This window comes from Amycolatopsis sp. NPDC004378 (assembly GCF_053602455.1).
The window spans coordinates 25,598-38,835 of the sequence record NZ_JBSGDR010000032.1 but is presented as its reverse complement, the minus strand read 5'-3'; the positions used below and the strand labels follow the sequence as shown (position 1 = coordinate 38,835).

Genomic DNA, 13,238 nt, shown 5'->3' with positions numbered 1-13,238 from the left:
CGCCGGGGAGAGATCGAGGGAATCCGGCCGGTCGATCAGCTCCTCTTCGAATCATCACCCGCGCCCGCGTGACGCGTCTTCTCCTCGTGGGCGCAGGGAAAGGCGGCTGCCGAGCTCCTCGGCGGCGGCGTGAGCGGCCCACGAGACGAGCTCGATCAGCCCCCGGTCGTCGGCGCGGTCGCCGCGGACGGCGGTGACGACGAGGTCGTCGACCTGGTACGCGGCCTTGGCCACCAGCAGGGCCAGCCGGGCGGCCGGGCGCTCCGCGGGCGGCAGCTCGGCGACCGGGCCGTCGGCCCACGACCGGCCGAGGCCGGGCGGGCGGCCGTCCCACGCCTTCAGCTCGCGCCGCACGAGGTCACGCACCCGCGGCGGCAGCACCCGCGCCCCGGCGTCTTCGACGGCCACGCGGGCCCGCGAGAAGGCGTCGGCGAGCGTGCTGCCCGGCTCGGCCCAGTCCGGGCCGTCGGCGCCGGTGGCGGGCAGGAACGCCAGCGCCCGCCCGGCCGGCGGGGCCTGGCCCGGCCGCAGGAAGCGGCCGAGCACCGCCTTCGCCTTCCCGCGCGCGGACGCCGGCACCCGGTCGGGCAGCGGCGAATCGCCGAGGAACACCGCGACCATCCGGTTGAGGTAGTGGAAGGCCGTGGCCACGGCGGCGAACTCGGCGGCCGCCCCGGCCGGGACACCCGGCGGCAGCGGGCCCGCGCCCCGCGCCCACTCCGCGAGCTCGCGGGCGCCGGGGTCGGTGATCTCGTCCGGGGTGCCCGCTTCCAGCGCGGCCGCCGTGCCCGGGTCGCCCAGGGAGCCCACCGCCATCGCGTGCACCTCGACGCAGTACGGGCAGGCGTTGCCGGCGGAAACCGCGGCCGCGACCACCTCCCGGTCCGCGCGGCCCGAGACGCCCGCCGCGACCAGTGACTCGCGCAGCAGGAGCCACGCGGCCGCCAGCACCGGCGGCGACGGCGAGTGCAGCGCGATCGGCGGCGCCAGCATCCCGAAGTCCCGTTCGACCTGCCGGTACACCTCCCGCACCAGGCCCCGCGCCCGCCGCGGCCCCACGGCCTCGACGTGCTTGACGTCCTTCACGGTCCGCCGCAACGCGAACCGCACCAGTCCCGGCGCCATCGTTCCTCCTCGAGAACCGGCGAACTCGCGCTCCCAGATCCCCAGGAGCGCGAGTTCGGTGTACCCGTGCATCAGTTGCCGGCGACGAGGTCCAGTTTGGACACCGCGCGCCGGCCGGTGATCGACCCGTCGGGGGCCGGTGCGCCGTACTTGACGTCGACCCCCCGCGCCTGCGCGGCCCGGACGATGCTCGGCACCGAACGCTCGGCGAGCGCGGCGATGGTCATCGCCGGGTTCACCGTGAGCGCGCCCGGCACCGACGCGCTGTCGGTGACGAAGATGCCGGGGTGGTTGCGCAGCTCGTGGTTCGGGTGCAGGGCGGACGTCGCCGGGTCGTCCCCGATCCGGCAGGACGCCAGCGGGTGCACGGTGTAGGCCCCGACGACGTCGTTGGTCCACGGCGCGACCTTGCCGATGCCGTCTTTCTCGATGATCTCCTTGCAGTCGGCGTCCGCGAGCGCCCACCCGCGCCGGGTGTTCGGCGTCGGGTCGTAGCGCAGCGGGCCGCGGCCGAGCATCTGCTGCGAGATCCGGTAGGCGTTGCCGGTGGGCGGCGGGGTGCCGAAGACGCCTTCGTTGTCGTCCTCGGTCATCAGGAAGATCGTCAGCCAGTTGGCCCACTGGTTGAGGATCTCCTTCTTCTGCGCCCCGTACCAGCGCGGCTCCTCGCCGCCGGGCACCTGGGCGAGGATGGTGCCCAGGCCCGGCGGGAAGTACAGCTGCTCCAGCGAGTACCGCTCGTACTCCGGCAGCGACCCGTCGAGCTTGTCCCAGTTCGCCACGGTCGGGCCCTTGCCGATGTGGTTGGCCGAGTACACCGGACCGTCCTCACGGGACAGTCCGAGCACCTCGCGCACGCGGTCCTCGTCGATGATCGCGGTGTTGAGCCGCTCGCCGTTGCCGGAGAAGTACCGGCCGACGCCGTGCGGCATCGCGCCGAGCGCGGCCTCCGAACGCTGCAGGATCACCGGGGTCGCACCCGCGCCGGCGGCGATGATGACGATCTTCGCCTCGATCACGCCACTGCCGGTGTGGACCCGGTAGTCCTCTTCGTCGATCAGGTCGTAGTGGACGCGGTAGCCGTCGTCCTCGGTGCGCTCGAGGCGCTGGACCTCGTGCAGCGGCCGGATTTCCGCGCCGTGCGAGAGCGCCGCGGGCAGGTAGTTGGTCAGCATCGACCGCTTGGCGTCGAACTTGCAGCCGGCCATCATGAAGTTGCAGTTGACGCAGGTGTCGTTGTCGACCGCGACCGGTGCCGGGTTGGCCGTGCGGCCCGAGTGGTTGCAGGCCGCGGCCCACAGCCCGCCGGCGTAGGAGACGTCGTTCCAGTCCTGTTTGGACACCGGGATCGACTCGTCGACCCGGTCGTACCACGGCTCGAGCGAGTCGCGCGTGATGACCGAAGGCCACATCCGGCGCCCGATGCTGCCGTGCCGCTCGAAGACGAACTTCGGCGCCCGCGGCATCGCGGCGAAGTACACCACGCTGCCGCCGCCGACGCAGTTGCCGCCGAGCACGCTCATCCCGTCGCCGACGACGAAGTCGAACGCCCGGGTGTAGGACGAGCCGAGCAGGTAGTCGTGCTCGAAGTCGGCCGCGGCCAGCCACGGGCCGCGCTCCAGCACCGTGACCTTGGCCCCGCCGGCGGCGAGGTGGTACGCGGGGATGGAGCCGCCGAAGCCGCTGCCGACGATGACGACGTCGGTCTTGTCGATGGCGCTCATGCGGGGCTCCCGGAGGGCGTGGTGTCGGGGTGGAGTTCGGCCAGCTTGCGGCCGTAGCCGTACTTCGGGAACCGCCAGAACCCGTCCGCGTCCGGGGGCCGGTAGCCCAGCGCCAGCAGGCCGGGGTGCCCTTCGCGGATGGCTTCGGCGGTGTGCTTGTGCGCGGCGCTGTCGTAGGCCATGTTGCAGAACAGGGCCAGGCTGACCCAGCCGTCCTTCTCCGGGTGCCCCGGCGTGGTCAGCCGCCGCACCAGCTCGCGGCGGTGTTCGTAGGGCAGCGCGACGAACGGCGGGACGTCGTGGTCGAGCTCCAGATCCACCTCGCCCGCGTAGGACTTCGCGTGGTCGTTGAGCGACTGCGCGAGGTAGGGCAGGCCGGCCGTGACGCCGGTCGCGTCGAAGTTGAGCAGCTCGAGCGCGCCCGCGACGACCGAGCCGGGACCGGGCGCGGCCCCGGCGATCGCCCGGTCCTCCGGGAACCGCTTCTCCCCCGGCACGATCGTGTCGGCGTAGGCCTCGAGAGTCATGTTCTTGACGCGTTCTTCTTCGGTGGCCTCGGGTTGCACCGGCCTACCTCCTCATCAGTGTGGATCAAGCGGCCCGGCGGGTCTCGGCGGCCCGCGGGTGCACGGTCATCGGCAGCCCGCCGCGCACCCGCAGCGAGAGCATCGCCTCGGGTTCGACGACCTTGCCCGGCACCTTGCGCAGCTCCAGGTCCCGCGCGGCCATCGCGAGCACGAACACGGCCTCCATCACCCCGAGGCTGTTGCCGATGCAGAACCTCGGCCCGGCGCCGAACGGGATGTAGGCGTAGCGCGGCGGCCGCTCGTCCGCGGTGAACCGGCCCGGGTCGAAGCGCTCGGCGTCGGCCCAGAACTCCGGGTGCCGGTGCAGCGTGTAGGGCACCACGACGACGTCCGACCCGGCCGGCACGTGGTACCCGCCGATCTCGTCGTCGGCCTGGGCGATCCGCGGCAGCAGCCACACGGGCGGGTAGAGCCGCATGACCTCTTCGACCACCGCCACGGTGTAGGTCAGGCGGCGCAGGTCTTCGTGCTCGGGCAGCCGGTCGCCGAGCACCTCGACGGCCTCGGCGTGCAGCCGCTCGGCGACCTCGGGGTGCTCGTCGATCAGGTGGAACGCCCAGCCGAGCGTGCTCGCCGTCGTTTCGTGCCCGGCCAGCAGCAGGGTGATCAGCTCGTCGCGCATGCGCTCGCGCGTCGCACCCTGCTCGGACCCGGACGCGATCAACCGCGACAGCACGTCTTCGCCGTTCTCCACCGGGTTCGCCAGCCGCTGCTCGACGAGCTCGTCGGCGATCCGGCGCAGGTCGTCGCGCGCGGTCCGGAACTGCACCTGCTTCTTCAGCGGCACCCACTGCGGGACCATGCTCAGCGTGACCGCCTCGAACATGGCCTGGTCCTGCACGGCCTCGAACGAGTGGCCCAGCGTCTCGTAGCCGCCGAGCTCGGCGTCCAGCAGCGTCTTGCCGAGCACGCCCAGCGTCAGGCCGGTCATTTCGTGCAGGATCTCGACCGGGCCGTCGTGCGCGGCCAGCCGCCGGATCAGTCCGTCCACTTCGGACGCCACGACGGCGGCCTGCCGTGAGATCCGCTTGGGCTGGAACACCGGCTGGATGGTCCGGCGCTGTTTCTTCCAGATCTCGCCGTCGCTGGTGAGCAGGCCGTCGCCGAGGGCGCGGCGCGCCTCCTGCAGGCCGATGCCCTTGTGGTAGTTGGCCGCGTTGTCCGCGAGGACGTGCTTGGCCAGGTCGGGGTGGTTCACCAGGTACATCGCCTTGGGGCCGATGGCGATGCGGACGACGTCGCCGTAGGTGTCGGCGTTGTCGCCCATGAGCGCGAGCCGGTCGGTGAAGAGCTGCTTCAGCAACCGGAACGTCGCCCGGCGCGGCGGCCCGGGCGGCGCGGTGCGCGCCGCCCGGGCGTCGTCCGAAGGACCGGTCATGCCGCGACGGCTCCCGGCTTCTCGTCGTCCGCTTCGGGAGCGGGCGGCGCGAGCTCGAGCTTCGCCTTCTGCGCGGCCTGGTCGGCCTCGAACCGGATCCGCGCCTTGTTCGAGAAGTGCAGGCCCCACAGGAACATCCCGCGGATCAGGCACACGGTCGCGGTGGCCAGGAACAGGCCGTAGGAGACGTGCACGGCGGTGAAGAAGCCGTACGCGAGCGCCACGCCCGCGCCGAAGGCGAACTGCGAGCCCTTCTTCGACGGCGACGTGCCCGGGTCGGTCACCATGTAGTTGGTGTAGAGCACGAACGCGATCCCGGTGCCCATCGCCAGCGCGCCGGGGATCGACGTGCCGAACAGCCAGCCGCGGACGAAGGCCTGGATGACGAAGAAGCTCAGCCAGCCCGCGATCAAGAACATCCGGTTGGTCAGCAGCGCGTTGAGCACGGTGCCCGAGACCAGGATGATCGCGACGATCAGCCAGCCGCCCCAGGTCGCGATCTGCTCGCTGAAGTGGTACGGCGGGGCGATGCTGGCCCACGGGAACACCAGCAGGATGATCGTGATGCCGAAGTTCGACGGGTTCATGTAGTGCCGCATCCGGCCGTACACCGGCGCCTGCAGCACCCACTTCGCGCCGACGGCCACGACGACCCCGAAGACCATCACGAGGATCTGGTCGTTGACGTAGGTCAGCATGTTCAGCGCGAGACCGGTGATGTGCGCCGGCAGCAGGAACTCCATGAGCCCCTTGAAGCCGTTGCCCTTGAACCGGACTTCCCGCTTGGTCACCTTGGCGTTGATGATCTCGAGCAGGATCTCCGTGGTGTACGCGGTCGCCAGCGCGACGAACGGGTACAGGTACGGCTGCTCGAAGCCGAGGATCGTGTAGCCGAGGATGTTGAAGATCGTGATCGACATCGCGAACCGCTTGAGCGCGGTGACGACCTTGTTCGTCCGTTTCGGTGGCGCGGTGTCCACCTTGGTCAGCGTCGGGGTGCTCATGCCGTCACATCTCTTCCATCGCCGTGGTGCCGAGCTGGTACGCGTGGCAGCCGGGTTGCAGCTTCAGGTCCTGCGTGCGCAGCTGCCCGGTCCGGTCGCGCCACTGCAGGTGCACGTCGAGCGGTCCGGTGACGTCGTGCCCGAGGCCGATCTGGACGTCGAAGCTGCGCCGGCCGGCCTCGCCGCTGCTGCCGTCGACCCGGCCGAGGTACTTCTTGCCGTCCGAGGTCGTGACGGTGACCTGGGCACCGATCGCCGGGTTGCCGGCCGCGGGCAGCGGGCCGGGCGCGACGGGGGCGTCCGTGGTCAGCTTCAGCTGCAGGTACTTGCCCGGGTTCGGGCTGTCGTTGTGGTAGAAGATCGGCGCTTCCCACTGCCGCGCCACCGCGAACTCGGGCAGGCCGTCGCCGTTGGTGTCGCCGACCCCGATGCCGCGGGTCGGCACCGGCACCGCCAGGCCCAGCCGCGGGCCGAGGTCGGTGTAGCGGCCGTCCGGGCTCTTCACGAAGAAGTGGAACGTCTGGTCGCCACCGATGTCGTCACCGGCGCGGGCGTTGGGCCACCAGAACGGGTTGGACAGCAGGCCGTCGTTCGCCGTGGCCAGCTCCTGCAGGTTCGGCCAGCGGTTGACCTGGCCCTTGACGAACCCGGTCGCCTGGGCGATCTGGTTCTCCCCGCTGTTGTTGAAGTCCTGGATCTTGACGTCCCAGCCCCAGCCGGACCACGCCGTGCCGGTCTGGCCGCTCTCGTCGTGGAACGGGGCGACGCCGTTCTGCAGCTGGCTACGCAGGTCCTGGATGCTGCGCGAGGTGTTCATGAACTGGAAGTTCGACTCCTCGATGCCCCACGAGGTCGTGATGTTGCTGACGAACAGGTCGTACAGGCCGTCGTGGTTCAGGTCGCCGAAGTCGACGCCCATCCCCTTGAAGGAGTCGTGGCCGAGCACCTTCGACTTCGGGTCGGCGATCCCGCGGACCCCGGTGACCTCGGCGAGCTCGATGTGGCCCGGCGTGGACTTGTTGTACAGCAGGTGGTCGTGCCCGAAGTCGTTGGCGATGTAGAGCTCCGGCAGGTTGTCGCCGTCGATGTCGGTCGCGCTGGAGGCCAGTGTCCAGCCCTGGCGCGCGCTCTCCGGGATGCCTTGGGAGGCGTCGACGTACTTCGCGGTCGGGTTCGCCCCGGACGTGGCGCCGGTCCAGCGGTAGATGTACTTGCCGCCCGAGTTCGTCGCGTGCGACATCGACTGGTTCAGTGTGATGCCGCCGTCGGCGTTCGGGTCCAGCACCCGGCTGTCCGGGAAGTAGTTCCCGATGAAGATGTCGACGTGCCCGTCACCGTCGAAGTCGCCGATCGTGGCGGAGTCGGTGTTCCACAGTGGACCGGTGTACTTGCCGTCCGGGCCGCGGTTGTTGCCCGGCACCAGCTCGGTCGGCTGGAACGCCGACGCGTCGAACTTGGTGGCGTTCGCCTTCTGCAGGAACAGCACCGGAGTCCGGCCCCAGTAGTAGACGAGGACGTCGGTGCGGCCGTCTTCGTTGTAGTCGCCGGGGACGCAGCCCATCGGGGCCATGTAGTCCCACGTCGGCAGCGTCGGCGCGGGGTCGAGCGCGAAGGGCGCGTAGCGCGGGCCCGAGTCCGGCGCCGGCGTGATGACGACCTGGTCGCTGCGCGGGTCTACCAGGCAGATGTCGTTGGCCTTGCCGCTGCCGCTGATGTCGTTGATCGCGATCGCGGCGCCGACCGAGGAGATCCAGGCGGCGATGTGCTCGTACTCCTTGTTCACCGTCCGGATCGACTGCGACTTCTTCGCCGCGGGCAGCGCGATCGTCATCGGGGTGAAGTGGAACTGGTTCGCCATCTGGTCCTGTTCGGCGGCGGAGACGCTGGGCAGCCGGGCGACCAGGAACAGGCCGAGGATCAGCACCAGCGCCACGATGCCCGCCAGCTGCTTGCGCAGCCAGCCGAAGGTCGCGGTCATTTCTTCTTACCTCCGTGGGTCAGCACTTCTTCGGCGATCCGCTGCCGCCAGGTTTCGAAGGCCGGGACGTCGTCGCCGTCGACGACGACGGCCGGGCGGACCTCCTGCGTGATCGCGGCGGCCCGCTCGGCGGACAGGCCGCAGATCGCCTGGGCCGCCATCTCGGTTTCCGGGATCATCAGGCCCGAGCGCACCCGGCACTCCGCGGCGAAGGCGCTCCCCTGCGCCAGCTGCCCGTGGTGGATCCCGGCCCGGTCGACCAGTTCCGCCAGCTCGTCGGCGGTGACGCCGCACGCGTAGGTCGAGGCCAGCCCGACCCCCGCGTACAGGTCGCCGTGGCGCGACTCGGGGAACTCCTCGATCGTCTTGGTCACCAGGGAGACGTCGGTGCCGCAGATGAACCACAGCGCGCGGCCGATGCCCTGGTCGATGGCCCGCAGCGCGTACCCGTCGTAGCGCCGGTCCGGCCAGGAGAAGCCCGGCTCCTGGTACTGCTGCCCGATGTACTTGGCGGTCTTGAAGTACGCCTGGTGGAAGCCGTAGCCGTCGAGCACGAGCCAGCGCAGCAGCGGGTCGAACGCCGACGCCTTCGGCCAGGCGAACCGCGGCAGCCGGCACATCGCCCAGCCGACCCCGACGTAGATGATGTAGTCGTGCTTCTCGCCGGGGCCGGCCAGGAAATCGGCGATGTTCGTGCTCTTGCCGAACGGCAGCCCGTCGAGGACGCCGTACCCCATTCCCGCGCCTTCGTAGGCAAAGCCGCGGAACTGCGTCGGAATCTGCTCGAGCCATTCCTCGGCCTGCTCCACCGACCGCGCTTCGACCGCGTGCGCGTACCCGAGGAGGAACTTTTCCCCGATCGTCTCGAGTCGTTCTTGAGCGGCTGGGCTCTTGCGGTGGAAGCCCCGCTTCTCCAGCGAGGTCTCCGAAACGTCCGGTGTCAGGATGCGACGCCTGAGCGTGCGCCAACCATTGCCCAACGCACTCTCCCCCTTACGGGTAGAAGGAAATGTGGTAAAGCTCGTTCCGCTCCACGGTCACTTATCCGCTGGTCAGCGGTCTACTCCACGGTTGCCCGCGAGCGGCGGCGTCAGGCGGCGCGCTCTCGGGAGCCCGCGCGGAACTCCGCCCGGATCCGCTCCCGCCACAGCTCGTACGGCGGTTGCGGCCCCTCGTCGACGAAGGGCACCTCAGTGCGGTCGGCGATCGTCTCGGCGGCCTCGACCGTGAGGTCCGCGAGCACCTCCGCGGCGAGGCGGCTGTGCTCCGGCACGTACGTCGAGTAGGTGCGCGCCTTGATCGCGAACACCACGCCCAGCGCCAGTTCCGCGTGGTGCGGCCCGGCGAGCCGGCGCAGCGTCTCCAGCCCGGCCCGGTCCGCGCCGCCGGCGAAGGTGGCCGCCAGCCCGATCCCGCTCCAGAGGTCGGGGCGGCGGCTTTCGGCGAAGGCGTCCGCCGCGGCCGCGGCGGCCTCGGGCACGCCGCCGTTGATGAACCACAGCGCGCGGCCGACGCCTTGGTCGAAGGCACGCGAGAAGTAGTCCGGGCGCCCCGCCCAGGGGTACGGTGCCGGCTCGGCCTGTTCGCCGACCCACTTGCCGGTGTCGAAGTACGCCCGGTCGAACCCGAAGCCGTCCACCGCCAGCCAGCTCATGACCGGGTGGTGGTGCACCCCCTCCAGCGACGGCAGGATGTTCTTCCACAGTGGACGCGGCAGCCGGGCCATCGCGAACCCGATCCCGATGTAGGTGAGGAAGATGTGCGGCTCCCCCGGGCCCTCCAGCAGTGCCTTCGTGCGGTCGCGGCCGCCGCCCGGCATCGCGTCGAGGATCGTGTACCCCATCGTCGCGCCTTCGTACGCGAACCCGCGCTGCTCCGGTTCGACGAGCGCGAGCCGCCGTTCCAGCTCCCACAGCGAAGCGCCCTCGATCGCCCACTCGAACCCGCACACCACGGCCTGCGGCACCGCCTCCAGCCGGGCCGTCGCCGCGGTGGGGGTGACCGGGAAGCCACGCTCCTCGAACCCCACCGAAGCCAGGGAGGGCGCCAGCGCGCGCTTGCGCAGGACGCCGAAGAATGTCGCCATTGCTCGTTTCCTCTTCTCGGGACGCGGGTTCAGGCCACGGCGCGCAGGTGCGCGCGCGAGGCGGCGAGCATCTGCTGGCTGCCCGGCGTCTGCCGCGACGCCAGGGTGATCGCGATCGGCGGGTCGGTCAGCGCCGGCGGCCGCAGCCGGATCGACACCTCCGCCGGCTCGAACGGGGTGACCGTCGTCGTCGCCGTGCCGATGGTGAAGGCCGGCCCGCCCGCGGGCGGCCGTCCCGCACCGTGGTCGGCGACCGCGATCACCGTCCAGGTGCCCTCGGGCACCCCGTGGATCGTCAGCGCGCCCGCCTCGGAGTCGGCCAGCCCGCCGAAGGCCACCGGGCCGCTCTGCGGTACGGCGTCGGCGAACACGCCGACGAGCACGGTGGCCGGCGCGGCGCCGTTCGGGAACCGCAGCCGCACCCCCAGCCGTTCGTTGCCCCCTTGCAGGGACGCGCACGTGCTGCCCGCCTCCCGCAGCGACCGCAGCGCGGGCAGCCGCTGGAAGTACGCCGAGTGCGCCACGAGCAGCTCGCCCACCTCCGGTTCGCGGTACTCGGTCGGGGTCATCCCGACCGCGCGGGCGAACCGGCTCGTGAACGTGCCGACGCTGCTGTAGCCGACGCTGCAGACGATGTCCGAAACGGTCAGCGAAGTGGTCAGCAGCAACCGCTTCGCCTCGAACAGCCGCACCGCGGTGAGGAAGCGCCCCGGCGTCACACCGGTCGCCTTGGCGAAGATGCGTGAGAAGTGGAACGGGCTCACGAACACCTCGGAAGCCAGGGCCGACAACGTGATCGGCTCGAAGTACCGCTCCAGGATCATTTCGATCGCGCGCAGGACGGCGGGCTGGACGGCCTGTTCCGGCGCTTGGACCTGCCTGTACCGCTCTGCACCCGCGGACGGGTCTTCGCCGTCGGCGCCCCCGGACGCCACCGATCGCAAGATCATCAGTCCAACCTCGAATTCCCTACCGACGTCAAGTTCCCTGTTCGCCAGGTAAGACGTCACCCCTCGCGGGCCGGTGGACCCCCGATCGAGAGCCGGGCGAGCACGGCGCACCGCCGGAGCGACGACCGTGCGGACGGCAGGGTTCCCGGGTGACGAACGCACACCCGCGTCGTGCGCGGCACACCGGGCCCGGCTGGCAGAAAGGCCGGATCGAGGAGCCCCGGGGCCCGCGGTTCCCCGATTCCCGGCCGCCACGTCGTCCGGGACCTGCGGTTTGCCCGCCCCACGCCGGCTGTGACGGGTGGGCAGCACCCGAGCGAGACGTGCGGAACGCACGGGCCCGGCGGGGAAAACACATCTCGAGTCTGGTGGACCGCTCACTGGCTGGGGTGGCGCCGCTCTGTCACATTCGACGATGGACAGCCCGCGGTCGGCCGTGCCCGGCTCGGCGAGGCGTACTGGGGAGCTAGAGACATCGCGGCAGAACACCTGGAGGCGCGCGACATGTACTCCGAGAAGAGGCTATCGGACGGGCTGGTCGACGTGTCCCAACGGCCCGTCCGACCACCCGAAAGTGTCGTCCAGTTCACGGTTCTCGGCACGCTCGGCGTGCTGCGCGACGGCGTCGACCACACCCCGACCGCTCCGAAGCTCCTGCAACTGCTGGCCCTGCTCGTCACGCGCCCGGGCAAGATGGTGCACGTCGACTCGATCACGCAGGAGCTGTGGCCGAGCGGTCCACCCCGGACGGTGCGGACCACGCTGCACACCTACGTCTACCACCTGCGCCGGTGCTTCGAGCAGAACAGCCTGGCCGACGGGGCCGAGGACCTGCTGACCACCAAGGCACCCGGGTACGTCTTCCGGATCGACCCGAGCCAGGTCGACGTCCACCGGTTCGGGCAGCTGCAGCAGGAGGCGCAGGACCTGCTGCGCCAGGACCAGCACGCGGCCGCGGCCCTGCGGTTCCGCGCGGCGCTGGACCTGTGGACCGGGCCGCCGCTGGCCAACGTCCACTGTGGACCCATTCTGCTCCCGTACACGGTGGAGCTGCTGGAACAGCGGCGCAACGCGCTGCACATGCTCATCGAGGCCGAGATCACCAGCGGCAACCACCGCGAGCTGATCGGGGAACTGCGCTCGCTGACCGCGGGCAACCCGCTCGACGAGGCGTTGCACGGGCAGCTGATGCGGGCGCTGGGCCGCAGCGGCCGCCGGTCCGACGCGATGGCCGTCTACCGCACCCTCCGCAAGCGGCTCAGCGAGGAGCTCGGCGTCGAGCCGTGCGACGAGCTGCAGCTGCTGCACCACGACCTGATCTCGGAGGGCGACCACTTCTGAGCCACCGCGCCACCGACCCACCCCGCACGGAACGAAGTGAGGATCAATGACCGCACGCAACCGCACCTACGGACAGTACTGCGGACTGGCCCGCGCCATGGAGCTCGTCGGTGAACGCTGGGCCCTGCTCATCGTGCGCGACCTGGTGCTCGGCCCGAAGCGCTACAACGAGCTCCGGACCGGCCTGCCGAAGATTCCGCCGAGCATCCTTTCGGCGCGGCTCAACGAGCTGGAGGAGTCCGGCGTGATCCGCCGCCGGATCCGCCCCGACCTCGACGCCGGCCTGGTCTACGAGCTCACCCAGTACGGCAGCGAGCTCGACCAGATCCTGCTGGACCTCGGCCTGTGGGGCGCGCGGTCGCTGAGCCACCCGGGCCCGGACGACATCTTCACCCTGGACGCGGCGATCCTGTCGCTGTACACGACGTTCCAGGCGGAAGCGGCGGCCGGCGTCCAGATCACGTTCGCGATCCACTACCACAACACGATGATCCTCCACGCGATGGTCGACGACGGCGACCTGAAGGTCTCCGAAGGCCGCTACCCGGACGCCGACCTGATCATCCGGTCCAGCCAGGGTTCGGCCCTGCTGGACGTCATCGGCGGTCACGTCACCCCGGCCCAGGCGTTGGAGAACGGCTCGGTCTCCATCGAGGGCGACGTGCGCGACCTCGAACTGTTCACCCGCCTGTTCCGCCTGACCTCGGCCCCCGAGGCGAAGAACGACGTCGCCGTCCACTGAGGACGATCACCTGACGAGCCGGAGGGCCTTCCGCCCTCCGGCTCGCAGTCGTCAGCCCAACCGGTCCGCCCGCTCCTCCAGATACCGCCGCTCGGGCAGACTCGCCGTCCGCCCGGCCGCGCGCCGGTAGTGCTCCCGCGCACCCGCGAGATCGCCGACCTGCAACGCACCTTCCCACCCCGGCCACAAGCCCCACTCAACCCAACCGGTCCGCCCGCTCCTCCAGATACCGCCGCTCGGGCAGACTCGCCGTCCGCCCGGCCGCGCGCCGGTAGTGCTCCCGCGCACCCGCGAGATCGCCGACCTGCAACGCACCTTCCCAC

11 protein-coding genes are annotated in these 13,238 nt (G+C 70.9%); 2 read left to right on the top strand and 9 right to left on the bottom strand.

All coding sequences use genetic code 11. The features are described 5' to 3' along the window. Positions 1-54: 54 nt before the first annotated feature. From ACWEN0_RS45600 to ACWEN0_RS45560, 9 genes are all read right to left on the bottom strand, one after another. Positions 55-1,125 (bottom strand): carboxymuconolactone decarboxylase family protein, encoded by a 1,071-nt coding sequence (locus tag ACWEN0_RS45600; protein ID WP_451987650.1) that lies wholly within the window; start codon positions 1,123-1,125, stop codon positions 55-57. 71 nt (positions 1,126-1,196) lie between these two features. After that, the gene (locus ACWEN0_RS45595; protein ID WP_451987648.1) at positions 1,197-2,849 is read right to left on the bottom strand and encodes a GMC family oxidoreductase N-terminal domain-containing protein; all 1,653 of its coding nucleotides are present in this window, start codon (positions 2,847-2,849) and stop codon (positions 1,197-1,199) included. Further along, positions 2,846-3,415, bottom strand: coding sequence for a DUF5987 family protein (locus tag ACWEN0_RS45590; protein WP_451987646.1), 570 nt, complete (start codon positions 3,413-3,415; stop codon positions 2,846-2,848). The genes ACWEN0_RS45595 and ACWEN0_RS45590 overlap by 4 nt, the downstream gene beginning before the upstream one ends. A gap of 25 nt (positions 3,416-3,440) precedes the next feature. Then, positions 3,441-4,814 carry a cytochrome P450 gene (locus ACWEN0_RS45585; protein ID WP_451987644.1) on the bottom strand — a complete coding sequence of 458 codons (1,374 nt, stop codon included), beginning with the start codon at positions 4,812-4,814 and terminating at the stop codon, positions 3,441-3,443. Further along, positions 4,811-5,818 carry an enediyne biosynthesis protein gene (locus ACWEN0_RS45580; RefSeq protein WP_451987642.1) on the bottom strand — a complete coding sequence of 336 codons (1,008 nt, stop codon included), beginning with the start codon at positions 5,816-5,818 and terminating at the stop codon, positions 4,811-4,813. Before ACWEN0_RS45580 ends, ACWEN0_RS45585 begins: the two co-directional genes overlap by 4 nt. Before the next feature lie 4 nt (positions 5,819-5,822). After that, positions 5,823-7,796: a CRTAC1 family protein gene (locus tag ACWEN0_RS45575; protein WP_451987640.1), complete on the bottom strand. Its 1,974-nt coding sequence runs from the start codon at positions 7,794-7,796 to the stop codon at positions 5,823-5,825. Then, the gene (locus ACWEN0_RS45570) at positions 7,793-8,776 is read right to left on the bottom strand and encodes a DUF1702 family protein (protein ID WP_451987638.1); all 984 of its coding nucleotides are present in this window, start codon (positions 8,774-8,776) and stop codon (positions 7,793-7,795) included. The genes ACWEN0_RS45575 and ACWEN0_RS45570 overlap by 4 nt, the downstream gene beginning before the upstream one ends. A 110-nt stretch (positions 8,777-8,886) precedes the next feature. After that, positions 8,887-9,882: a DUF1702 family protein gene (locus ACWEN0_RS45565; RefSeq protein ID WP_451987636.1), complete on the bottom strand. Its 996-nt coding sequence runs from the start codon at positions 9,880-9,882 to the stop codon at positions 8,887-8,889. 29 nt (positions 9,883-9,911) lie between these two features. Beyond that, positions 9,912-10,832, bottom strand: a complete 921-nt coding sequence (locus tag ACWEN0_RS45560) for a helix-turn-helix transcriptional regulator (RefSeq protein ID WP_451987634.1) — start codon at positions 10,830-10,832, stop codon at positions 9,912-9,914. A 504-nt stretch (positions 10,833-11,336) separates the two neighbouring features. On the opposite strand from ACWEN0_RS45560, the gene ACWEN0_RS45555 reads away from it, so the two are divergent. Both ACWEN0_RS45555 and ACWEN0_RS45550 read left to right on the top strand, forming a co-directional pair. Next, positions 11,337-12,173, top strand: coding sequence for an AfsR/SARP family transcriptional regulator (locus ACWEN0_RS45555; RefSeq protein ID WP_451987632.1), 837 nt, complete (start codon positions 11,337-11,339; stop codon positions 12,171-12,173). Positions 12,174-12,219: 46 nt separating this feature from the next. Beyond that, positions 12,220-12,915 (top strand): winged helix-turn-helix transcriptional regulator, encoded by a 696-nt coding sequence (locus ACWEN0_RS45550; RefSeq protein WP_451987630.1) that lies wholly within the window; start codon positions 12,220-12,222, stop codon positions 12,913-12,915. The last annotated feature ends 323 nt before the right edge of the window (positions 12,916-13,238 follow it).